Genomic DNA, 21,423 nt, shown 5'->3' with positions numbered 1-21,423 from the left:
ATTGCTATGAGTAAAGAGATATTAGAGATTTCTATATTGGTCGACGAGAAGTTTGAGGTGAACTTTAACCTTGTGGAAGGCATTTTTGGATTAATCCTTAAAGTTTTTGGCAAGTAAGCGCTGATATTTCCATTCCCACCTAATGATGAGGTACATGTTTTACCTCAGGGAAATTGCCATGCCTCCTGAACAGCATGCTGTTTCCCCCCCTACAAGTTCATGGTCGCTCCATCATCAGCAGAAAGACAGTATTGATGAAAAAAATAGGAACTGTTAAATACATCCTTTAGCTTTGCAAAAGAATGAGTAGAAATAGAAAAGCCGGAACGGTTACTATCCTTCCCAACTTAAGTATAATTGATATTGCTGAAGAAGGCAAAGGTGTAGGTAAGGCAGATGAATTAGTAGTTTTTGTTGATAAAGCCGTCCCAGGCGATATCGTGGACGTAAAAATCGTAAAAAAGAAAAAAAACCTGGCTGAAGCAGTTATTGAAACACTGCACACGCCATCAGTATACCGTACAGATCCCTTCTGTCAGCATTTTGGCACCTGTGGAGGCTGTAAATGGCAGCATATGCAATACGATGCCCAGCTGCAGTTCAAGCAGAAAAATGTACAGGCGGCATTGCAGCGCCTGGCAAAGATTGATACTTCTTCTATGGAGCCTATACTGGGTTCGGCAGAAAATAAATATTACCGCAATAAACTGGAATATACGTTCTCCAATAAGCGCTGGTTGGACAAGACAGACATGGAGGACCGCGACGACCTGGAAATGAATGCCCTGGGTTTCCATGTACCTTTGCGTTTTGATAAAATCCTTGATATTGACCATTGTTATTTACAGGCAGAACCTTCAAACAGCCTGAGGAATCAGGTGAGGGGATATGCACTGAGAACGGGATTGACCTTTTACGACCTGCGTAACCATGAAGGGAATTTAAGGAACCTGATTATCCGTACCTCATCTACAGGTGAAGTGATGGTCGTTGTCGTTTTTGCCTATGTGGAACAGGAACAGATAGACGGACTGATGGAGTACCTGAAGACGAATTTCCCTGAGATTACCTCCCTGCTGTATATTGTAAACCAGAAAAAGAATGATACGATATTCGATCAGGAAGTGATTACGTATGCTGGTCGTGACCATATCTTTGAGGAAATGAATGGCCTTAAGTTTAAAATTGGTGCCAAATCATTTTATCAGACCAATTCTTTGCAAGCCCATGAGCTCTATAAAATAACGAAGGAATTTGCTGGTTTCTCCGGTGATGAACTCGTTTATGATTTATATACAGGCGCAGGTACTATCGCTAATTTCGTCGCAGGAAGCGTAAAAAAAGTAATTGGTGTGGAATATGTCCCTACAGCAATTGAAGATGCCAAATTCAATTCTGCACTGAACAATATCGATAATACCCTGTTTTATGCAGGCGATATGAAAGATATCCTGACCAGGGATTTTATTGCGGAGCATGGTAAACCTGATGTGGTGATTACAGATCCGCCAAGAGCAGGAATGCATACCGATGTGGTAGAACGGTTACTGGAAATGGAAGCAGAAAAGATTGTGTATGTCAGCTGTAATGCAGCCACACAGGCAAGGGATCTGGCCTTATTGAAGGAGAAGTATACCGTAAGCAGAATTAAACCTGTAGATATGTTCCCGCATACACAACACGTTGAAAATGTGGTGTTACTGGACCTTATTAAATAATTAAAGAATAGATAATCAAACTTAATGATATAGCCTTTCAATTGAAACGGGCCTGAAGATTTTAAGATGGATATAGAAGAATTATTACCCCAGGAACAGGGAGCTGCTTCCGGAAATGGAAACAGCGCGAAGAAAGTGAGTCCCCTGGTGAGCCTGGAAAAAGACCTGGAGTTGTATTCCGACTCGGTGAAGGAAATTGCTGTGGAGATTATTGCCGAAGGTATTTCTTCCTACCCGGTATTTGTTGCCCACCAGCATACGGTAAGTATCGGGGAGCTGATCCTGAATAAAGATGAACTGAATACCAACTGGACCATCCAGGCTTCAACGGTAGAAGAGTTTGTGGAAAAGGGGATTATTAAACCGGAAAGAAAAGAAGAATTTTTAAAGCACTATAAAAAACCTGAAGAGTTTATGTGTGTATTTGTGATTGTCCCTGAAGGTGCAAATTTCATTTACTACCCCTATGTGAACAGAAAAGGATAACCCTGGGTCGATTGATGGTCACGTTTAAAATTTGGTGATTTTTATCGGCAATGCACCTTGGATTGCTTTTTTATGGCAGTTGATACAAAAAACGCCGGTCTTCATCAGAAGGCCGGCGTTTTTTTATACACCTGATATCAAATCCGGGTGTTCAGTTGTGTGTGTGGAATAGGGACTAAGGGAATGGAAACCAGTATTCCCGCTAGCCATTAAATGGTACAGGCAAAGGAGAATTAATCTGCCCGGTGTACGCTACCCGTGTTTTTCGGGGAATGATCGTTCAGGGAGGCCGTTCCCTTATACCTGATGCTGCCACCACTGTTAGATGTGGTCTCCAAGCCTTTATTCACGTTTACTTTAATGTCTGCTCCGGATGTCGCCGTCACCCTTCCATAATCTGCGGCCAGCCGATAGGCATTGATATCGGAACCTGAAGTGGATTTAAAGCTGATGTTGGTTGCTGTGCCCGATAAATCCGCATCGGCTCCGCTTGTCGTCTGAACTTCCAGCTCATTGCACTTCAACTCCAGTTTCAGGTCTGCTCCTGATGTAGCTTTGGCCACCAGTTTATTTGCTTTCAACAGGTTTTCTGTAATTGCTGAACTTCCACTGGTAGCTGATATGGAGTTTAACGTTTTGTAGGTGACATATACCTTTGCATTTCTGTTCTTCCAGGCATTGGTAAAACCACGGCTTTCCCTGAATTTTATCACCAGGTTATTGTCCTTTACCTCCACTTGTACTTCATTCACTGCACCCTCGGATGCGACAATTTTTGCACTCTCGCTGCTACCCTGGCTAAGGTAAAGGTCAATTCCCGTACTTACGGAAACGCCGGAAAAATTACTGACAGCAACCTTTTTGGTTTCCTGTGCACTGACTACCTGGCCATTCCAGGCTATTCCAATGAAGAATAAGATGGTGAGTTTGATGAAGTAAGATGTTTTCATAAAATTAGTTTTTCGTTTGGGTTCTTGTTTTATTAATGTTTAGCAGGCTCACCTTGCTGAATTATGTTTTCCTCCGAATACCCGGGCTTGTGCAAGCCAGGTGTACAATAGGGTTTGCCAGGTAAAGTGGCAGGTCATGAGTTGCGGTAAACAAATCAGTGGTTCACTTCAGATAAGACGCAGGAATAGTTGAAACGTTGCAGCATTTTGTAAATATTTTATTGATATTTGAATTTGTACCTTAAAATCGTTCTTTTGCATAAAAGAACCAATCCGTTAATCAAATGGCCGACTCACAATTATTAATTCTAAATAAACAACAGATCCAGCAGAAAATAAATCGCATGGCTTATCAGATCCTGGAAGATAATTTGAATGAAAAGGAACTTGTACTGGCTGGGATATGGGACAGGGGCTATAAACTGGCTTTACGCCTGAAAGCTGTGTTGGACGAAATCTCCGGGCTTAAAGTAACCATGATGAGCATTGACCTTGAAAAGGACAGTACACGCCTGATTGCCAAGACTGATGTTGACCCTGTAAAAGTTAAAAATAAAGTGATTATCCTGGTAGATGATGTGCTGAACAGTGGGAAAACCCTGGCCTATGGCCTTGGTGTTTTCTTAAATACACCGCATAAAAAAATCAGGACCGTGGTTTTGGTAGACAGGAGCCATAAGATATTCCCTGTGGCAACTGACTTCGTTGGGCTGGAAATGGCCACAGTATTAAAAGAACATGTCCACGTGGTCCTTGATGTGGAAGGAGAGGCTGATGGTGTTTATCTCCTGTAAACAACCCATCTCCCTTAAACATTGCCTGCTTTATACAATTTTTAATCATTTGTGCGGTTATTGAATAGATTGATGAAGTCGTACGGTTATATGTATATTTTCCCTATGGTTAGAAGAAATGGTTAAAGACATCAACTGAAGATCCCTATGCTTATTTTCATTTATGTCGTCCTTATTTTTCTGATTCTTCGTTTCTCTGTAACGATATTCAATTTTTTATCCAACCCTAAACTGGGGAAATATGGTAAACATTTTACCGATAAGGTCGCTGTGATCATTGATGCCCGAATCAATTCTCCGGGAATGGCTACTTTACTCCATTCTCTTCAAAAACAGGATTACCAGCATATGGAAGTGCTGTTACACTGCCACAGGAAATCGGAAAACTTTGAGCAGCTCCATGAAATCTGTACAGCTGATCCCCGTTTCAGGACTGTAGGAGAAATTAATCCTGCAGAAGTCGCAGCGGAGTACCTGTTATTCCTCCAGCCTGAAACCGTAGTGGTCCCAGGATTATTCGACAGCCTTATTTACCGCGCGAAAGTGTTCGACCTGGCAGTGCTGAGCATTATTCCAAGGCAGACTTCCGCTACCTTCCGGGATAAAATCATGCTGCCGGTAAGCGATTTTATATTGCTCAACCTGGTTCCCTTGCGCCTGGTGCGCCTCTTTTCCAGTCCTGCTTTTTCTACTTCAGACGACAAATGTTTGTTTTTTTCTGCACAGGCCTACCGCAAATATGCCTGGCAACCCGGAAGGGATGTGGTTAAAGCCGTTAAACTTGATCAGCTGAAAGCGGAAACCCTACTGGGCGACCGTTTAATTTATACGGCTCCGACTGCAACGCAGCAGCTATTTCCTGCCTATGGAAAACGCCTGCTGCTTATTTTTGGAAATAATATCCCTGCCGCGCTGTTATATGTCCTTCTGGTCATTGCCGGCCCGGTATATATGCTCTCCAATGCAGAATATGAGCTGTTAATCATGCCTGTGGGTCTGATTTTTTTAACACGTATCATGATTTCTTTCCTCGTCAGGCAAAATCCGGTGGTTAACCTTCTCCTTCATCCTCTACAGATGCTGTTCTTGTGTATCGCCTTATTAAATGCTATATTTTTACGTATATTCAACTATTCAACACATAAGAGGGCATAATTTGAAACTCTTTTGTGTAATTTTGCAGGATCAATACTTACCTTATGAAATATAATTTAGCCGTAACCATCGATAAAGCCTCTGGCTTTTGTTTCGGAGTAGTCTATGCTATTGAAATGGCAGAAGATATTCTGGACGATGAGGATTATTTGTATTGCCTCGGGGATATTGTACATAATGATGAAGAGGTCAAACGCCTGACCGATAAAGGGCTCAGGATTATAGACCATGAGCAGTTGCAGCTGCTGCACAATGAGAAAGTGCTGATCAGGGCGCATGGTGAAGCACCATCAACCTACCAGCTGGCGATGGAGAATAACCTCACTTTGATTGATGCTTCCTGTCCGGTTGTACTGAAACTGCAGAACCGGATCAAAAATTCACATGATGATAAAGAGCACATCCTCATCTTTGGAAAACACGGCCATGCCGAGGTGATTGGTCTGCAGGGACAAACGGATGGTGAAGCCCTTGTTTTTCAGGACCTGTCGGAACTGGACAATGCCGAATTGCCAGCCAAATTCACACTCTATAGCCAGACCACCAAGAGTACAGATAAATTTTACCATATCAAGGATCAGCTGCTTAGCAGGGGATATGAGGTGAAGGCGAATGATACCATCTGCAGGCAGGTGTCCAATCGTTATACGGATCTGGAGCAGTTTGTGGTCAATTTCAATAAGGTCATTTTTGTATCCGGAAAGAAATCTTCCAATGGAAAAGTATTGTATGATGTATGCAAAAAGTACAACGACAATTCCTATTTCATCTCCACCGTAGAAGAACTGGAGCTGGATTGGTTTGACGCAAATGATAAAGTTGGCATTTGCGGCGCAACCTCAACCCCAATGTGGTTAATGGAAAAGGTAAAGGCTAAGCTGGAGTCTTTTTAACCTTAGCAACCAATTCATCAATAAAATCATTCATCATCATCATTGGAAAGTAATTATCAGCAGCCTTTTTTAGAGAGGTTTCTGCTTAAACGTATATTTGCATTTATTAGCAATTCCTGAGAACCGGGATTGCCGTTACAAAAAACTATGGGAAAAAAGGGCGTACTGCTTGTAAATTTAGGAACTCCGGATAGTCCGGAAGTAAAGGATGTCCGCACGTATCTGGACGAATTTTTAATGGATGAACGTGTGATTGACATCAATGCCATTCAGCGGACCTTATTGGTGAAAGGGATCATTGTACCCTTCCGCAGCCCTAAAACTTCGAAATTGTATAAAGAAATCTGGGATGAAAACGGCTCCCCTTTATTGTACTTCAGCAAAATACAGGCTGCATTGGTTCAGGAACAACTGGGACCTGAGTACCATGTGGAACTGGCCATGCGTTACCAGAGCCCTTCTATTGCCTCTGCACTTGAAAAAATGAAAGCGGGGATGGTGGAAAGTATCCAGGTGATCCCTTTGTTTCCGCAATATGCTTCTGCCAGTACAGGCTCTGTGATACAGAAGGTAATGGAAATTGTGGGTAAATGGCAGACGATCCCACCGGTATCATTTGTCAATTCTTTTCATGACAATGCGCTCATGATCGATACTTTTGCCGATAATGCCAAAAAATATCAGCCTGAATCCTATGACCAGATTTTATTCAGCTTTCATGGATTACCGGAGCGCCAGCTGAAAAAATGTGACCACTCAGGAAAACATTGTCTTCAAACAGACGACTGCTGCGCTACACTGACAGATGTCAATAAATTCTGCTACTCGGCGCAATGCCATGATACGGCACGCCTGATCGCTGCGAAATTAAATATCCCTGCCGATAAGTATTCAGTTTGCTTTCAGTCAAGACTGGGCAAGGAACCCTGGGTACAGCCCTATACCAGCAATGTGTTGAAAGAGCTTGCTGAAAAAGGAAAGAAAAGACTGCTGGTTTTCTGTCCTGCTTTTGTGGCCGACTGTCTGGAAACCCTGTATGAGGTGACTGTGGAGTATGGTGAAGAATTTAAACATTTGGGTGGTGAAGAAGTACAGCTGGTTGCCAGTCTGAATGATCACCCGCAATGGATTGCCGCCCTGGTAAAAATGGTGAAAGATCAGCACTGTAAAAATTAAATATAATTCTCCAGCATGGTCACAATTTGTTTTGTAGACCCGGTTTTGCGCTGGACGTACTGGCTGGAGCGCTCAGCTGCACTGGCATCTTTCCGTAGCTGATCAAAAGCTGCGGAAAGTTCTCCTCCTGAATTGATGCTGATTGCTGCACCCATGGAGATCAGGTCCCTGGCCTCCTGAAACTTCTCATATTTTGGTCCGAAAATAACGGGTAAACCAAAAGCTGCGGCTTCCAGGGTATTGTGGATCCCTGCGCCAAAGCCCCCACCTATATAAGCTACTTTTGCATATTGATAGACAGAGGAAAGCATCCCGATGTTATCTATTAATAATATACGGGCCGAGCCTGGTTGCTCGGTTACATGACTTCCTGCCAAAGGCTTAGAATGAGCACTTTCTTTACTTTGTAGTGTGGTATACCGGATTAAATCAGGCATTAACTTGATCAGCTGATCCAGATGCTCGCTATTGATCTCATGCGGGGCAATGATAAATTTCCAGTCGGGCTGTTCTTCAATCAGGGCCTTCAGCAACTGTTCATCCTCTGGCCAGGTACTGCCCGCCACACAAACAGGGCTATTTCCACAAAACGTCCTGATCAGGGGGAAATCTTTCGGCGCTGCAGCATTTTCTGCTACCCGGTCGAAACGGGTATCACCGCTCAGGCTCACATTCTCCAGATGGATTGATTTCAATAAATCAACACTTTGCTCGTTCTGTACAAAGAAATGGGTCACCTGTTTCAGTATATTCCGGTAGAACCCACCATACCACTTAAAGAATAACTGCTGGGGCCTGAAAATACCGGAAATGATAAACAGTGGGATCTGCTTTTCTCCAAGCACCTTAAAATAATGGTGCCAGAATTCGTATTTGGTAAAAACGGCAATTTCCGGATTAATCAGCCTGATCAGCTGCTCTGCATTTTTGCGTGTATCCAGGGGCAGGTAAAATACACCTTCTGCCAAGGCGTAGTCCTTCCTGATCTCATAACCTGAAGGGGAGAAGAAAGTGACCACGATCCTGCTTTCAGCTGAGCTCTCCTTTAATCTTTCCAATACCGGACGGCCCTGTTCAAACTCTCCGAGGGAAGCAAAATGGAACCAGATATGTTTATGATTCGCATTGATTTGCTGCGCTATAGCCTGCATGACATTCTTCCTTCCGGATACAAATAGTTTAGCTTTTGGATTGAATAGGGAGGCTATTTTAACCAGAACGCTATAGAGGGTGATGCCGAAATTATAAAGCCAGAACATTTTGTATGTTTATTTATTATCTTAGCCGAAGATACTTGATTATATTAGAAAATTTAGCCTTTTTAACTGCTAAATTCATCAGCCAGGAGTCGGGGATCCGTTTCTAAGGGATAATATGAAGAGGGTTTCTTAAAAATAATAGATTCAAAATATTTTAACATCCCAACTGATTTGTGTTGTTATTATAAATATATTGGCTGTAAACTATTCATACAATGGAGCGAAAAAGAGTATTAATTACCGGGGCTGCCGGATTTTTGGGTTCGCATTTATGCGACAGATTTATAAAGGAAGATTATCATGTCATTGCGATGGATAATCTGATTACAGGTGACCTTCAAAATATCGAACATCTTTTCGGACTGGAGAATTTCGAATTTTCCCATCATGATGTCTCTACCTTCGTGTATGTACCAGGGAAATTGGATTATATCCTCCATTTTGCTTCCCCTGCAAGCCCTATTGATTATCTTAAAATTCCTATCCAAACACTTAAAGTAGGTTCCCTGGGAACACATAACCTGCTGGGACTGGCAAAGAATAAAAATGCAAGGATGATCATTGCTTCAACATCAGAAGTATATGGTGATCCCAGTGTGAATCCACAACCGGAAGAGTATTGGGGAAATGTAAACCCTGTAGGTCCGCGTGGCGTGTATGATGAAGCCAAACGTTTCCAGGAAGCGATGACCATGGCCTACCATACCTTCCATGGGGTGGAAACCCGTATTGTACGTATTTTCAATACGTATGGCCCAAGAATGCGACTGAATGACGGACGTGTACTGCCCGCATTTATTGGTCAGGCTTTAAGGGGTGAAGATCTAACCGTATTCGGAGATGGTTCACAAACACGCTCTTTCTGTTATGTCGATGACCTGGTGGAAGGTATTTACAGGTTATTGCTGAGCGATTATGTGCAACCGGTGAACATTGGTAACCCGGATGAAATTACGATCGGCCAGTTTGCGGAAGAAATTATTAAACTTACCGGAACCAGCCAAAAGGTGATTTATAAGGAACTTCCGGTAGATGACCCTAAGCAACGCAGGCCGGATATCACCAAAGCGAAGTCTTTATTGGGTTGGGAGCCTAAAGTTAACCGTGCTGAAGGATTAAAAATTACGTATGAATATTTCAAGACCCTGCCACCTGAAGCATTGGTCAACAAAGAGCATAAAGATTTCACAACATATAATCGTTAATTATTAGCAATGGCAAAGATTTTAGTTACAGGAGGTACTGGTTTTATTGGATCCCATACAGCGGTAGAACTTTTTAATGCAGGATATGAAGTTATTCTGTTAGATGATTTTTCCAATTCCAGCAGAAAGATCCTTACACAGTTAAAGACAATCACCGGACAGGAACCGGAATTTGTAGAGTTGGATTTGTGTGATGAAGCAAAACTGAATGCTTTTGTGGAGCAGCACCCGGAAATTACGGGGGTAATTCATTTTGCCGCTTTCAAGGCTGTTGGCGAATCTGTTCAGCAACCGCTAAAATACTATAGAAACAACTTTTATTCGCTGATTAACATTATCAATGCCTTTAAAAGTAAAGTGAACCTTGTTTTCTCTTCTTCCTGTACGGTTTATGGTCAGCCGGATGTATTGCCTGTGACAGAAGATGCGCCTGTGAAAAGGGCAGAATCACCATATGGCAATACCAAACAGATTGCTGAAGAAATCCTTACCGATACCTGCAAGGTGACGCCTGACCTGAAAGTGATTTCACTGCGTTATTTCAATCCTGTAGGTGCACACAGCTCTGCTCTGATTGGTGAATTGCCAATTGGTGTACCACAAAACCTTGTTCCTTTCATTACACAGTCGGCCATCGGTAAACGTGGTCCGGTTACCGTATTTGGCAGCGACTACAATACCCCTGATGGCAGTGCCGTAAGAGATTATATTCATGTAGTGGATCTTGCCAAAGCACATGTGGCGGCAATTAAGCGCATGGAAGAAGAAAAAAGTGAAAGCAATTATGAAGTCTTTAATCTGGGTACAGGAAAAGGTTCTTCCGTACTGGAGATCATTAAAGCTTTTGAGGCCACGACTGGCGAGAAGCTGGATTATAAAATTGGTGACAGGAGAGAAGGTGATGTGGAGCAGGTTTGGGGCAATGTCACTAAATCTTCCGAATTACTGGGCTGGAAAGCCGAGCTGGATGTAAATGAAATGATGTCCTCTGCCTGGAAATGGGAGAAATATTTAAAAGATAACCCATTTTAAATGCTCCTGAAAGATCATAAAGATTTAAAGGCCGCAATAATAGCCCTGCCTTCAAAAGAGAAGGACGCGTTGTTATTGCGCCTTATAGCAAAAGATAAAGTGCTTACCGAGCATCTTCATTTCAAGTTGCTGGAAGATGAATCTGATCTGGAAGGACGGTACCTGGCTCTGATCGAAGAAATAGACGATGAAATTACGGGACTCCGTAAACTGCGTAAAGCAGGTGCGAAAGAATCCCTCATTGTCATGAGAAAACTGAATGGCCGGGTGAACCACCATTTTAAGGTTACAAAAGACCTGAATACCGAGATTGAACTGCGCCTGCATCTGTTAACGGTGATCCCCATTGCCTATGAGGAGTTTACATTTTTATCTATGGCAAAGTACCAGGAACGGCTCAGCACTTATTTTGTAAAGACAGTCTTTGGCTTGTATAAAAAATACCTGAAGCTGCATGAAGACCTACAGTTTGATCTCATGGATAAGTTTAATCAGCTGTTGTATAAGATTGGAGAAAACAACCTGCAGAAGATAGCCCGTATTGTCGGACTACCGGAAGAAATATAGTATGTACGCTTAAAGCGGTTAAAAACAACATTAATGAAGAAGATATTAATAACTGGTGGTGCAGGGTTTATTGGCTCTCACGTGGTTCGCAGGTTTGTGAACAAGTATGCCGACTATGAAATTGTTAACCTGGATAAACTGACTTATGCGGGTAACCTGGCCAACTTAACCGATATTGAAGCACAACCCAATTACAGGTTTGTGAAAGCGGATATTACCGATGCAGAAGAGATCAATGCCTTATTCAAGGCAGAAAACTTCGATGCGGTGATCCATCTGGCTGCTGAATCACATGTGGACAGGTCGATTACTGATCCCACTGCTTTTGTGATGACCAATGTCATAGGGACAGTGAACCTGTTGAATGCTGCCCGTGAATTCTGGAAAGGCGACTATGCCACCAAACGTTTCTATCATGTGTCTACAGATGAGGTCTATGGTGCCTTGGGAGATACAGGTATGTTTACAGAGTCTACGGCATACGATCCGCATAGCCCGTACTCTGCTTCGAAAGCTTCATCAGACCATTTTGTCAGGGCTTACCATGATACTTACGGACTGGATGTGGTCATTTCCAACTGTTCTAATAATTATGGTTCTCACCATTTTCCGGAGAAGCTTATTCCCCTGGCGATTAACAACATTAAAAATAACCTTCCTGTCCCTGTTTATGGAAAAGGAGAGAATATCCGCGATTGGTTATGGGTAGAAGATCATGCCCGTGCGATAGATGTAATTTTCCATCAGGCCAAAACAGGGGAAACCTATAATATTGGCGGACACAATGAATGGAAGAACATCGATCTCATTCAGCTGTTGTGTAAAATTATGGACAGCAAGCTGGGACGTGAGCCTGGTGAATCGGCGAAACTGATTACATTCGTGACTGACCGTGCGGGACATGATTTACGCTATGCGATCGACTCTACAAAATTACAGGAGAAATTAGACTGGGTACCTAGTTTACAGTTTGAAGAAGGCCTGGATAAAACCGTATCCTGGTACCTGGAAAATGAAGAGTGGTTAACGAATGTGACTTCAGGAAATTATCAGAAGTATTACGATCAGCAATACCAGGGCCGATAATTTGGTTAAGGAGATCACGGGGGCTGACAGTCATCCATGGCCAAAAAAAACACTTGTCATTTCAAATGACAGGTGTTTTTTGTTTTTCGGGTTTCTGTTTTATCCTGCTTATATTTTACAGGACTATTTTTTACCGCAATTGTATATAATTAAATTCCTGTGCCCGCCTGATATCTTGTGCCAGAACAGATATCTTGTGTCAGACCTGCTTTACTCATATCTTAACGCTTCAACAGGATCCAGTTTAGATGCTTTTTTTGCTGGATAATATCCAGAAATTACCCCTACCAGTACACACAATCCAAATCCTCCGATGATAAACAACCAGGGTATAATAAAGGAGCCACCCATCAGCAATGAAATGACGTTGCCCAGCAGGATACCAAACATAATGCCCATTACCCCACCAATTAAACAGATCACCACCGCTTCAATCAGGAACTGCTTCCTGATGACAGAAGGATTTGCACCAATTGCTTTTCTCACCCCGATTTCACGGGTACGTTCCGTAACCGACACCAGCATGATATTCATTAGGCCGATAGAGGCACCAATCAGTGTAATCACACCAATCGCTACCCCGCCTATAGCCACATAAGACAGGTTTTCGATGAGGGTCTGTGCCACTGCATCACTTTTACTGATCTCAAAGTTATTCGGGTCTTTTATTTTTACCTTTCTGATATTCCTGAATTCAGAGGTCGCCTCTCCGATAATCTTTTCGGTTTCCTCACTATTGGGCGACATGACAGTAATGGTATAGGAAGGATTGGCACTCTCATTGATAATTTTGGCCTTAAACAGGGGAACGTAGATCGTTCTGCCACCGTTAAATCCCATACTGGATCCTTTTTTAGCCGTTACCCCAACCACCTTAAACCGGCCGTTTCCTGTCGTGATCACTTTGTCAATCGGGGAGTCATCTCCGAATAGCGTCGTCTTGAGATCATCTCCGAGGATACAGAGGTTGGTTCCCTGTTCGGCCTCTGCCTTACTGAAGTTCCTGCCCAGGGCAAGGTCCAGTCCCTGTGCATTCAGGCTGTTCTCGTCAATCCCCTGGATATTGATATTGGGATTGGACTTTTTAGACCCGTACTTTGCGGTAGCCCCGTCACTTGCAAATACACTGACGGCGACGGTAACGGGAATCTCCAGGTTTTTTTTGAAAGCTATGGCTTCTTCATAACGGATCGATGCAAAAGGTTTGGGACGGACACCATTTCCCCCGATACGTATACCAGTCCCCCTGTTCCGGATCGTGAAAGAATTGGCACCCATGCTGGAGAAAGCCTCCGTCATGCTTTTTTTGACAGCATCCAGTGTCGTTAAGATACCCACCAGGGCCGACAAGCCTATGGCAATAATCAATGCCGTAAGCATCGTGCGCAGGCGGTTACTGTTAATGGCATGAAGGGCAAGTCTTACATTCTCTGTATAAGTCATTTCGTTCGGTAAAATTAAGGGAGGGCCAAATAAAAAAAAGTCCTGCTGTTAGGACAACCGGACTTTTAAAATGTTACAAAGGAAATGTTATTTTATAAGCGTAAAATGCTTTATACGGAGAAACTTGTTCCACATCCACAGGTACTTTCTGCATTCGGGTTGCTGAAGGTAAATCCTCTGGAATTTAATCCATCCTGCCAGTCCACCTGCATCCCTAACAAGTACATCTGATGTGCTTTATTCATGAAGATTTTCATTCCTTCAATAATAAATTCCTGATCACCGTCTTTTTGCTGATCAAAACCAAGGAGATAGCTCATTCCTGAGCAGCCACCGCCCTCTACACCAACGCGCAATCCAAAATCGTCAGCAATTTCCTGTTGGTCTCTTAATTTTATAAGTTCTTTTACAGCAGTTTCGGTGAAAGTAACTGGTGCAAATGCCGTGTCAACTGTATTACTCATGATAATTCTAATTAGGTGAACAAAGATAAATAATAATGTACATTTTTGTTGTGGGTAATCGCTAATTATTACCCTGCATAAACAAAAAAAATACCCCTGTACCATGAGTTTAACCTATTTTATTGCACTGACTGCGGCCATCACCCTGTCCGGAACCCTCATTTTTATTCTTGCCTATGCATTCCTGAAGAAGGATATTCAAGCCTGGCTGCGCCTGAAATCCCATGAAGATCACCAGCTGGAAAGGACACATTTACTGCCCTTACGTTTGCAGGCACATGAGCGCCTGATCGTTTTTGTGGAACGTTTAAATCCGACGCAGTTATTCGTCCGTTTGTATCAGCCGGGCATATCGGCAGGCGTACTTCAGTCCCTCATTCTGAATGAAATCAGGTCGGAATACCAGCATAATGTTACGCAGCAATTGTACCTGAGTTCCACCAACTGGAATGTTGTCCGGAAATTGAAAGATGATACCATTGCGATGATCAATAATGCCGTTGCAGGAATGCGGGAAGAAGCCTCAGGAGTAGAGCTTAGTAAAAAAGTACTGGAACATCTGTCGGCCCTTGAAGAAAACCCGTACGACCTCACACTTGAACTGATCAAAAAAGATATTCACCAGCTTTTCTAAAGAGAAAAATTTGTAACGGATACAGGTCCCTCCGGGAAGTACCTGTGCGGGTTTAATCAGCACTGTAAAAAAGGTTTATCTGCGCTTGCTAAAACAAAAAACTACTGAATTCCGTTTATCCTAATAGCTGTTGGTACCTGGGCTGCTACAGGAGGAGAAGACTTCTATTTTCATAATAATTTATGTGAATATTAAGTGATTGTTAAAAAATAGTTATCCACACAAAAAATTAAGGTTAACATGGTTATATTGCTGTTCAATAAGCAGTTACTAAATAAATCAGATTTTTGTTTTTTTTGTTGATAATTTTTTCAATCTTCGATCTCTATAATCATAGAAAAGCAGAGACCATTTTCACCGATTAAAAACAACAATTATTAGAATACCCATGGAAAAAACTTGTACAGAAGTATGGAATAACTGTCTCAAAATTATTAAGGATAATATCCCCTCCCAGAGTTTCAAAACCTGGTTCGAGCCGATCTCATCCCTTAAATTGGAAGGAAAGGTGTTAACCATACAAGTACCGAGTTTATTTTTCTATGAATGGCTGGAAGAGCACTATGTGGGACTACTGCGTAAAACAGTCAAACAGCAGTTGGGGGAAGAGGGCCGGCTGGAGTACAATATTGTGGTAGATAAGTCTTCCAACAGTGGTTCTCCCTACACCACAAATATGCCATCAAATGGCAACGGGGCAGAGGCTAAATTACAGTCCATGCCCATTCCGGTGGCGCTCAATAAGGACATCAAAAATCCTTTTATCATTCCGGGTTTAAAAAAACTGAATGTAGACCCTCAGCTGAACTCAAATTATACTTTTGATAACTATATCGAAGGCGATTGCAACCGCCTGGCAAGGTCGGCCGGATACGCCGTAGCGGCAAAACCCGGAGGTACCTCCTTTAATCCTTTAATGATTTATGGCGGTGTGGGCTTGGGGAAAACCCATCTGGCACAAGCCATAGGGAATGAGATCAAAAGATCTATGCCGGATAAGCTGGTCATTTACGTATCCTGCGAGAAGTTTTGTCAGCAGTTTGTGGATTCCCTGAAGAACAATACCATCAATGACTTTGTGAATTTTTACCAGGCCATGGATGTGATTATTATGGATGATGTGCACAACTTTGCCGGAAAAGAGAAAACCCAGGACATCTTCTTCCATATTTTCAATCACCTGCACCAGTCGGGCAAACAGGTGATCCTGTCTTCAGATAAAGCACCTAAAGACCTTGCAGGACTGGAAGAACGTTTATTGAGCAGGTTTAAATGGGGGCTTTCGGCAGATTTACAGATTCCTGACCTGGAAACACGTATTGCCATTCTGCGTAAGAAGATGTATGCTGATGGGATAGAATTGCCATTAGAGGTGGTGGAATATGTCGCCAATAATATAGATAACAATGTGCGTGAACTGGAGGGCGCCATGGTATCCCTGCTGGCACAGTCCACACTTAATAAAAAGGATATAGACCTTAGCCTGGCCAAACAGATGTTGAAGAATTTTATTAAGAACACCACGAAGGAAATCTCCATGGAATATATTCAGAAACTGGTTTGTGAGTATTTTGAAGTCCCTGTGGATATGGTTAAATCGTCTACCCGTAAGCGTGAGATTGTACAGGCAAGACAGATTTCGATGTATTTGTCTAAAAGCCATACCAAGTCTTCGCTAAAGACCATTGGTGCCTTTTTTGGCGGCAGGGATCATTCTACAGTCATCTATGCCTGCCAAACGGTAGAAGATCTGATCGATACCGATAAAAAGTTCAAGGGATATGTCCATGATATCCAGAAAAAGCTTAAAATGAGCTAAGCTTCAGTTTGACTGCAGGAGCAAGCCAAGCCTTTTCATCGTATACTAATTTGAAATCGCATCCTGGTTTAACGTCATTTTAAAAAAAATAGCAATTGAATTTAAAAGACGGTAAACGTCTGCCTGCTGTTAATTTTTCAGTTCAGCTAATCAAGTTAAAGCACCTGTAATAAGCATTACAGGGCTTCAAATGTGCTTATATCGCTCCAAGTTTTATCAATCCATAAAACAGTCCTGCGGAATGCAGGGCCTGATCAATCTTATTGTCAGCCAGCAATTGTTTGACTTCTTCAATCGTATATTCTTCCACATTCAGGATCTCATGTTCATCGAGTTGCTGTTCCTGTGTTTTCACTCCACCTTTCAATAAATAGGTAAAAGTCTGGTTGGTAGAGGTCGCCGGATTGGCATACAATGTGGCAATCAGTTCGCAGCTTTCAAAAGTATAACCTGTTTCTTCCTGCAATTCCCTTTTGATCCCGACAGCCGTATCCTCACCAGGCTCCACCACACCTCCTGGCATTTCCAGTGAAATGATGTCTGCCGCGTGCCGGTATTGGCGAACCAGGATAATTTTATTGTCTTTGGTCAGGGCTACGGCATTCGCCCAATCCGGATATTCAAGTACGTAATAATCATCCTTAACTGTACCATTTTGTAATTTGCAGGTATCTACACGTAAAGTCGCCCATCTTTCTTTAACCAGGTACCTGGAAGAAAGCTTTTCCCATTTTTGGATTTCCATCAAGAATTAAGTTTTAAATAATGTTCTACTGTTTTCTGCCGGTTAAGGTTAATCATATTGATGATATGGTATTTGGTTTCCAGCAACAGGTATATCTGCTGCAATTTCCCAGCGATACTGTAGCGTTCTTTTTCTTCCATATCCGCATTAAACTTAAGAAAGAGAAACTGCGAAAACATATCGAGTTTTTCAGCAGGGAACTCTTTCTCTGCTAAAAATAGGTTAAAATCGGATGCGCTGCAAGCGGTAAGGTCTGAAATGAGGATGCCGAATTCTTTCCCGAAGATCTCATCCAGGTCACGTGCTGCTTCTTCCAGTTTTCCCTGTTCCTTTAAACCCATGATACGGGCCAGCGCTAGTCCAAGTTTCTGGATTTCTGCCGTTAGTAAATCACGTCTGTACATAAGCCTTACCAGCTTCCGCTACTACCGCCACCACCGAAACTACCACCGCCAAAACCGCCGAAGCCACCGCCTCCGCTGCTTCCGCCTCCGCCACCCCAGCCACTACCACCGGAAGAACGTCCGCTGCTGCCCAGCAACATGCCCCAGAACAGTGCATCACCGACACCCCGGCCACCCATCACCTGGCTGCCACCGCCGCCACCGCCTTTTTTGACGATAATGATGATCACAACAATGATCACAATCAGGATCAGTCCACTTAAAGCCCCGCCTTTTTTAGCGGCTTTTGGCTTATCGTTTTTATATTCTCCCTTGGTGTATTTAATGATGGCGGTCGTACCAGCCTCTAGTCCGGCATAGTAGTCGCCCGACTTAAAATAAGGCTTTATTTCATTTTCAATGATTCTCTTGGTAATGATATCCGGTAATACACCTTCAACCCCGTAGCCGGTCTGGATGGCAATTTTCCGGTCGCCGATAGCCACCACGATCATGACGCCATTGTTATTCTTTGCCCCTCCGACACCCCAGCTGCGGCCGAGGCCCATTGCATATTCATTGATATCATACTCACCTACACTTTTCAGGATTGCAATGGCAACCTGTGTGGAAGTAGAATCGTCAAAAGCCACCAGTTTATCTTCCAGCTGCTGGATTTGTGAAGCAGACAGGGTCCCTGTGTAATCGTTGACAAGTTTCGTTGGTTTCGCAGGAAACTCCTGGCTATATCCGGGAATAAAAAATAGACTGAGCAGTAATACTATGATTATTCTTTTCATAGCTGGTGTGGGTGTTTATCCATAAAAATAATATCGTTTGGCAATTCATTGATATCTCCGGATTCGTAAGGGAAATGAAGCGCCAGTTTTTCTCCGGTAGTGGTAATGCCGGCAATTAATCCGTTCGCAATATTCCCACCGGCAAAATGTGCCTGCATGGCAATTTTGGCGACTTCCCAGAAGTCTGGTTCCACCCGGCTATTGATACCTTTATCACCTATGATTGCGAATTTATGGTCTTCGTAAGCCAGATAAATCAATACTCCGTTACGCTTTTTTGTTTTATCCATCCCCAGTTTTGCAAAGTAGGCCGTTGCCCGTTCAAAAGCTTCGCCTTTACAATGTTTCTCTACTGCAATTCTGATTTCTCCTGAAGTCTGTTTTTCAGCCTCAGCAATTGCATTCGTTACCAGGTCTTGTTCCTGTTCATTAAGAAGTGACATAATTGTTTATTTAAACATTTAAGGGTAATACATGTCTTATAAAGAAAACACGTATTACCCTTAAATGTTACTATGGTAACTAAAATTCTACCTTTGGCGCATTTTCCGCACCGGCATCTGCTTTAAATCCTGCTTTTTGTTTAAATCCGAACATTCCGGCGGTAAGGTTATTTGGGAACGACCTTACTTTCGTATTGTATGCCTGAACAGCTTCATTAAAGTCTTTACGGGAAACAGCAATGCGGTTTTCTGTACCTTCCAGTTGCACTGACAAATCGCTGAACTGTTGGGTAGCTTTCAACTCAGGATAGTTTTCAGTAAGAACCATTAAACGGCTTAAAGCCTGGCCAACCTGTCCTTGTGCTGCCTGGAATTTCTGAATGTTTTCTTCGGAAAGATCATCAGGATTTACTTTAATCTGGCTGGCTTTTGAACGTGCCTCTACCACTGCGGTTAAGGTACTCTGCTCAAACTTGGCAGCACCTTTTACTGTACTCACCAGGTTAGGGATCAGGTCAGAACGGCGTTGGTATTGTGTTTCTACCTGGTTCCATTTGGTTTTTACATTTTCATCAAGTTCCACCATGCTGTTATATCCACAACTGCTCAGTGTTGAGGTAAGGAATAAAGCCGCGACAAACCCTAATATTATTCTTTTCATATTTCTTAGTTTTTATTTAACAAGTGCTAATTGTCTATTAGAACTCAATTCTTGTGCCTTTGTTACATTTTGCGGGAAAAAATAGCGGTATTACCGCTAAATGGTCTTTAAGCAGTCATTTCAGGTAGAAAATATGATGCTCAATGCTAATTTGTCAGCCGGGATAACATCTTGATAATCTATCGGGTGTTTCAGCAAAGCTGTTCATGATGCAAAAGATTGATCTTCATTTCCGCTTTAGATTCATTAGTTTTGCAGGGTGAAGAGAATCTGCATTTATTTATTGGTTTTGACAGTCCTTTGTGAAAACAATATCCTCACAGAAATGCTGAAGACTCCATTTCTGGTGCAGCATTTTATGGAGCACCAACATCAAAATGCCAGCATAAGTATCTCACAGTTTTTATCCATGCATTATCTTGGACAGGATGCAAAAGATAATGATGTGAACAAGGACATGAAACTTCCTTTCAAAAAGGTAGATACACATACCCATCTGGTGCTGTTTCAGACCATACATAAAAGACATCGCCTATTCCATGAAACTGATCAGGATATGCCCGACATCGTATATCTCCGTTCATTCCTTCAGGATCCGGTTGCCGAGAAGCCTTATAAGCCACCACAGGCCTGATTGTTCCCTAACGTTTGTTTGATCCGTTATCGGTTATTTGGAATTTCTTCAGCCAGATAACTGTATCATCGCGTAACAGATCTGCTACCATACAAACGATTTAAATAATCGTATATCTTATAAGCTGGAGCAGCGTTATCAATTGAATGGTAACCTGATCTTCTATTTTTTATTAAAATTCATGATGAAATTAAAAGAAATGTCTGCCTCATCACAGGCGATCCGGACTACACAGCTCGGAATTATGGTCAGTATCCTGCTGATCTTTTTAAAAGGGATCTCAGGTCATTTGGGTCATTCCTATGCATTGATTGCTGACGCAACGGAATCCGGTGCCGATGTGCTTAGTTCAGGAATTCTATGGCTGGCACTGCGTTATGCACAGCGTCCGCCGGATAAAGGACACCCTTATGGTCACGGAAAAGCAGAACCTATTGCAGCCATCATTGTAGGCCTGTTTTTAATGGCAGCAGCAGGATGGATTGCTTATCATGCTATAGTTTTCATTGAGACACCTCACGAATTACCGGCGAAATTCACTTTGGTGGTATTGTTTATTGTAGTTGTGGTCAAGGAATCGCTGTTCCGGTATGTACTGCGCATAGGCAAAAGATTAAATAGCCAGGCAGTCATTGCAGATGCCTACCACCACCGTAGTGATGCCATCACCTCCATAGCTGCTTTTATAGGGATTATCATTGCACTTATTTTTGGCAAGGGCTATGAAGGTGCGGACGATTGGGCGGCCTTAATGGCTTGCCTCTTTATCATATATAATGCCGTAAAAATTATCAAACCTGCACTTTCTGAGATCATGGACGGCGCTCCCTCAGACCAGCTCATTCTCGAAATCAAAAAGATTGCTTCTTCACATGCAGAAGTAAAGGGAGTAGAAAAATGTTTCGTAAGAAAGATGGGGCTGGACTATTATGTTGATCTGCATATTGAAGTAGAAGGGACGATCAATGTATTCGATGCGCACCAGGTTGCTCACCAGGTGAAGGATGAACTGATCCAGGCCAATCTAAATATAAAAAATGCGCTCATTCACGTAGAACCTTATTTGGCTTAAACTT

The 21,423-nt window shown here is 42.6% G+C and carries 24 protein-coding genes; 15 read left to right on the top strand and 9 right to left on the bottom strand.

The window, feature by feature from the left end:
- Nucleotides 1-6: 6 nt before the first annotated feature.
- The 3 genes from ACSBL2_RS21540 (at nt 7) to ACSBL2_RS21530 (ending at nt 2,204) form a co-directional block, all read left to right on the top strand.
- Nucleotides 7-117 (top strand): phenylalanyl-tRNA synthetase subunit alpha, encoded by a 111-nt coding sequence (locus ACSBL2_RS21540; protein ID WP_442588622.1) that lies wholly within the window; start codon nt 7-9, stop codon nt 115-117.
- Between the two features lie 185 nt (nt 118-302).
- On the top strand, nt 303-1,718 hold the full coding sequence (gene rlmD, locus ACSBL2_RS21535) for a 23S rRNA (uracil(1939)-C(5))-methyltransferase RlmD (RefSeq protein WP_442588621.1): 1,416 nt from the start codon (nt 303-305) through the stop codon (nt 1,716-1,718).
- 66 nt (nt 1,719-1,784) lie between these two features.
- The gene (locus ACSBL2_RS21530; RefSeq protein WP_442588620.1) at nt 1,785-2,204 is read left to right on the top strand and encodes a hypothetical protein; all 420 of its coding nucleotides are present in this window, start codon (nt 1,785-1,787) and stop codon (nt 2,202-2,204) included.
- A gap of 233 nt (nt 2,205-2,437) precedes the next feature.
- Here ACSBL2_RS21530 and ACSBL2_RS21525 read toward each other — a convergent pair whose 3' ends face one another.
- Nucleotides 2,438-3,154 carry a head GIN domain-containing protein gene (locus tag ACSBL2_RS21525; RefSeq protein WP_442588619.1) on the bottom strand — a complete coding sequence of 239 codons (717 nt, stop codon included), beginning with the start codon at nt 3,152-3,154 and terminating at the stop codon, nt 2,438-2,440.
- A 284-nt stretch (nt 3,155-3,438) separates the two neighbouring features.
- Here ACSBL2_RS21525 and ACSBL2_RS21520 point away from each other — a divergent pair, with 284 nt between their 5' ends.
- From ACSBL2_RS21520 to hemH, 4 genes are all read left to right on the top strand, one after another.
- On the top strand, nt 3,439-3,948 hold the full coding sequence (locus ACSBL2_RS21520; RefSeq protein WP_442588618.1) for a phosphoribosyltransferase family protein: 510 nt from the start codon (nt 3,439-3,441) through the stop codon (nt 3,946-3,948).
- A 147-nt stretch (nt 3,949-4,095) separates the two neighbouring features.
- Nucleotides 4,096-5,103, top strand: coding sequence for a glycosyltransferase (locus ACSBL2_RS21515; RefSeq protein ID WP_442588617.1), 1,008 nt, complete (start codon nt 4,096-4,098; stop codon nt 5,101-5,103).
- Nucleotides 5,104-5,147: 44 nt separating this feature from the next.
- Nucleotides 5,148-5,996, top strand: coding sequence for a 4-hydroxy-3-methylbut-2-enyl diphosphate reductase (locus tag ACSBL2_RS21510; RefSeq protein ID WP_442588616.1), 849 nt, complete (start codon nt 5,148-5,150; stop codon nt 5,994-5,996).
- A gap of 147 nt (nt 5,997-6,143) precedes the next feature.
- On the top strand, nt 6,144-7,172 hold the full coding sequence (gene hemH / locus ACSBL2_RS21505) for a ferrochelatase (protein ID WP_442588615.1): 1,029 nt from the start codon (nt 6,144-6,146) through the stop codon (nt 7,170-7,172).
- Here the strand turns inward: hemH and ACSBL2_RS21500 are convergent.
- Nucleotides 7,169-8,431, bottom strand: coding sequence for a 3-deoxy-D-manno-octulosonic acid transferase (locus ACSBL2_RS21500; protein ID WP_442588614.1), 1,263 nt, complete (start codon nt 8,429-8,431; stop codon nt 7,169-7,171). The two genes, hemH and ACSBL2_RS21500, sit on opposite strands and share 4 nt — an antisense overlap.
- Before the next feature lie 215 nt (nt 8,432-8,646).
- On the opposite strand from ACSBL2_RS21500, the gene ACSBL2_RS21495 reads away from it, so the two are divergent.
- Genes ACSBL2_RS21495 through rfbB form a run of 4 tightly spaced genes read left to right on the top strand, consistent with a single transcriptional unit; the run spans nt 8,647 to nt 12,321 of the window.
- On the top strand, nt 8,647-9,636 hold the full coding sequence (locus ACSBL2_RS21495) for a UDP-glucuronic acid decarboxylase family protein (RefSeq protein ID WP_442588613.1): 990 nt from the start codon (nt 8,647-8,649) through the stop codon (nt 9,634-9,636).
- 9 nt (nt 9,637-9,645) lie between these two features.
- Entirely contained in the window at nt 9,646-10,668 is a 1,023-nt protein-coding gene (gene galE / locus ACSBL2_RS21490) for a UDP-glucose 4-epimerase GalE (protein WP_442588612.1), read from the top strand.
- Nucleotides 10,669-11,235: a hypothetical protein gene (locus ACSBL2_RS21485; RefSeq protein ID WP_442588611.1), complete on the top strand. Its 567-nt coding sequence runs from the start codon at nt 10,669-10,671 to the stop codon at nt 11,233-11,235.
- A 33-nt stretch (nt 11,236-11,268) separates the two neighbouring features.
- Complete coding sequence (gene rfbB, locus ACSBL2_RS21480) at nt 11,269-12,321, top strand: dTDP-glucose 4,6-dehydratase (protein WP_442588610.1); 1,053 nt, start codon at nt 11,269-11,271, stop codon at nt 12,319-12,321.
- Between the two features lie 210 nt (nt 12,322-12,531).
- Here the strand turns inward: rfbB and ACSBL2_RS21475 are convergent, their stop codons facing one another.
- Together ACSBL2_RS21475 and ACSBL2_RS21470 are read right to left on the bottom strand one after the other, a co-directional pair.
- Nucleotides 12,532-13,764, bottom strand: a complete 1,233-nt coding sequence (locus ACSBL2_RS21475; protein ID WP_442588609.1) for an ABC transporter permease — start codon at nt 13,762-13,764, stop codon at nt 12,532-12,534.
- A gap of 110 nt (nt 13,765-13,874) precedes the next feature.
- Nucleotides 13,875-14,228, bottom strand: coding sequence for a HesB/IscA family protein (locus ACSBL2_RS21470; protein WP_442588608.1), 354 nt, complete (start codon nt 14,226-14,228; stop codon nt 13,875-13,877).
- Nucleotides 14,229-14,331: 103 nt separating this feature from the next.
- On the opposite strand from ACSBL2_RS21470, the gene ACSBL2_RS21465 reads away from it, so the two are divergent.
- Nucleotides 14,332-14,862 (top strand): DUF7935 family protein, encoded by a 531-nt coding sequence (locus ACSBL2_RS21465; protein ID WP_442588607.1) that lies wholly within the window; start codon nt 14,332-14,334, stop codon nt 14,860-14,862.
- 388 nt (nt 14,863-15,250) lie between these two features.
- The gene (dnaA, locus tag ACSBL2_RS21460) at nt 15,251-16,681 is read left to right on the top strand and encodes a chromosomal replication initiator protein DnaA (protein ID WP_442588606.1); all 1,431 of its coding nucleotides are present in this window, start codon (nt 15,251-15,253) and stop codon (nt 16,679-16,681) included.
- A 196-nt stretch (nt 16,682-16,877) separates the two neighbouring features.
- Here the strand turns inward: dnaA and ACSBL2_RS21455 are convergent, their stop codons facing one another.
- The 5 genes from ACSBL2_RS21455 to ACSBL2_RS21435 form a co-directional block, all read right to left on the bottom strand.
- Nucleotides 16,878-17,426 (bottom strand): NUDIX hydrolase, encoded by a 549-nt coding sequence (locus ACSBL2_RS21455; protein WP_442588605.1) that lies wholly within the window; start codon nt 17,424-17,426, stop codon nt 16,878-16,880.
- Nucleotides 17,426-17,830, bottom strand: coding sequence for a hypothetical protein (locus ACSBL2_RS21450; RefSeq protein WP_442588604.1), 405 nt, complete (start codon nt 17,828-17,830; stop codon nt 17,426-17,428). Before ACSBL2_RS21450 ends, ACSBL2_RS21455 begins: the two co-directional genes overlap by 1 nt.
- A 5-nt stretch (nt 17,831-17,835) precedes the next feature.
- Nucleotides 17,836-18,609, bottom strand: a complete 774-nt coding sequence (locus ACSBL2_RS21445; protein ID WP_442588603.1) for a TPM domain-containing protein — start codon at nt 18,607-18,609, stop codon at nt 17,836-17,838.
- Nucleotides 18,606-19,052 (bottom strand): TPM domain-containing protein, encoded by a 447-nt coding sequence (locus tag ACSBL2_RS21440; protein ID WP_442588602.1) that lies wholly within the window; start codon nt 19,050-19,052, stop codon nt 18,606-18,608. The genes ACSBL2_RS21445 and ACSBL2_RS21440 overlap by 4 nt, the downstream gene beginning before the upstream one ends.
- Nucleotides 19,053-19,131: 79 nt before the next feature.
- Nucleotides 19,132-19,713, bottom strand: coding sequence for a LemA family protein (locus ACSBL2_RS21435; RefSeq protein WP_442588601.1), 582 nt, complete (start codon nt 19,711-19,713; stop codon nt 19,132-19,134).
- A 325-nt stretch (nt 19,714-20,038) separates the two neighbouring features.
- On the opposite strand from ACSBL2_RS21435, the gene ACSBL2_RS21430 reads away from it, so the two are divergent.
- Both ACSBL2_RS21430 and ACSBL2_RS21425 read left to right on the top strand, forming a co-directional pair.
- On the top strand, nt 20,039-20,347 hold the full coding sequence (locus tag ACSBL2_RS21430) for a hypothetical protein (protein WP_442588600.1): 309 nt from the start codon (nt 20,039-20,041) through the stop codon (nt 20,345-20,347).
- Nucleotides 20,348-20,528: 181 nt separating this feature from the next.
- Complete coding sequence (locus ACSBL2_RS21425) at nt 20,529-21,419, top strand: cation diffusion facilitator family transporter (protein WP_442588599.1); 891 nt, start codon at nt 20,529-20,531, stop codon at nt 21,417-21,419.
- Nucleotides 21,420-21,423 lie beyond the last annotated feature (4 nt).

The sequence above is a fragment of the Pedobacter sp. AW31-3R genome (genome assembly GCF_052180285.1).
Lineage (GTDB): Bacteria > Bacteroidota > Bacteroidia > Sphingobacteriales > Sphingobacteriaceae > Pedobacter.
This window is presented reverse-complemented; position numbering and strand designations above follow the sequence as displayed.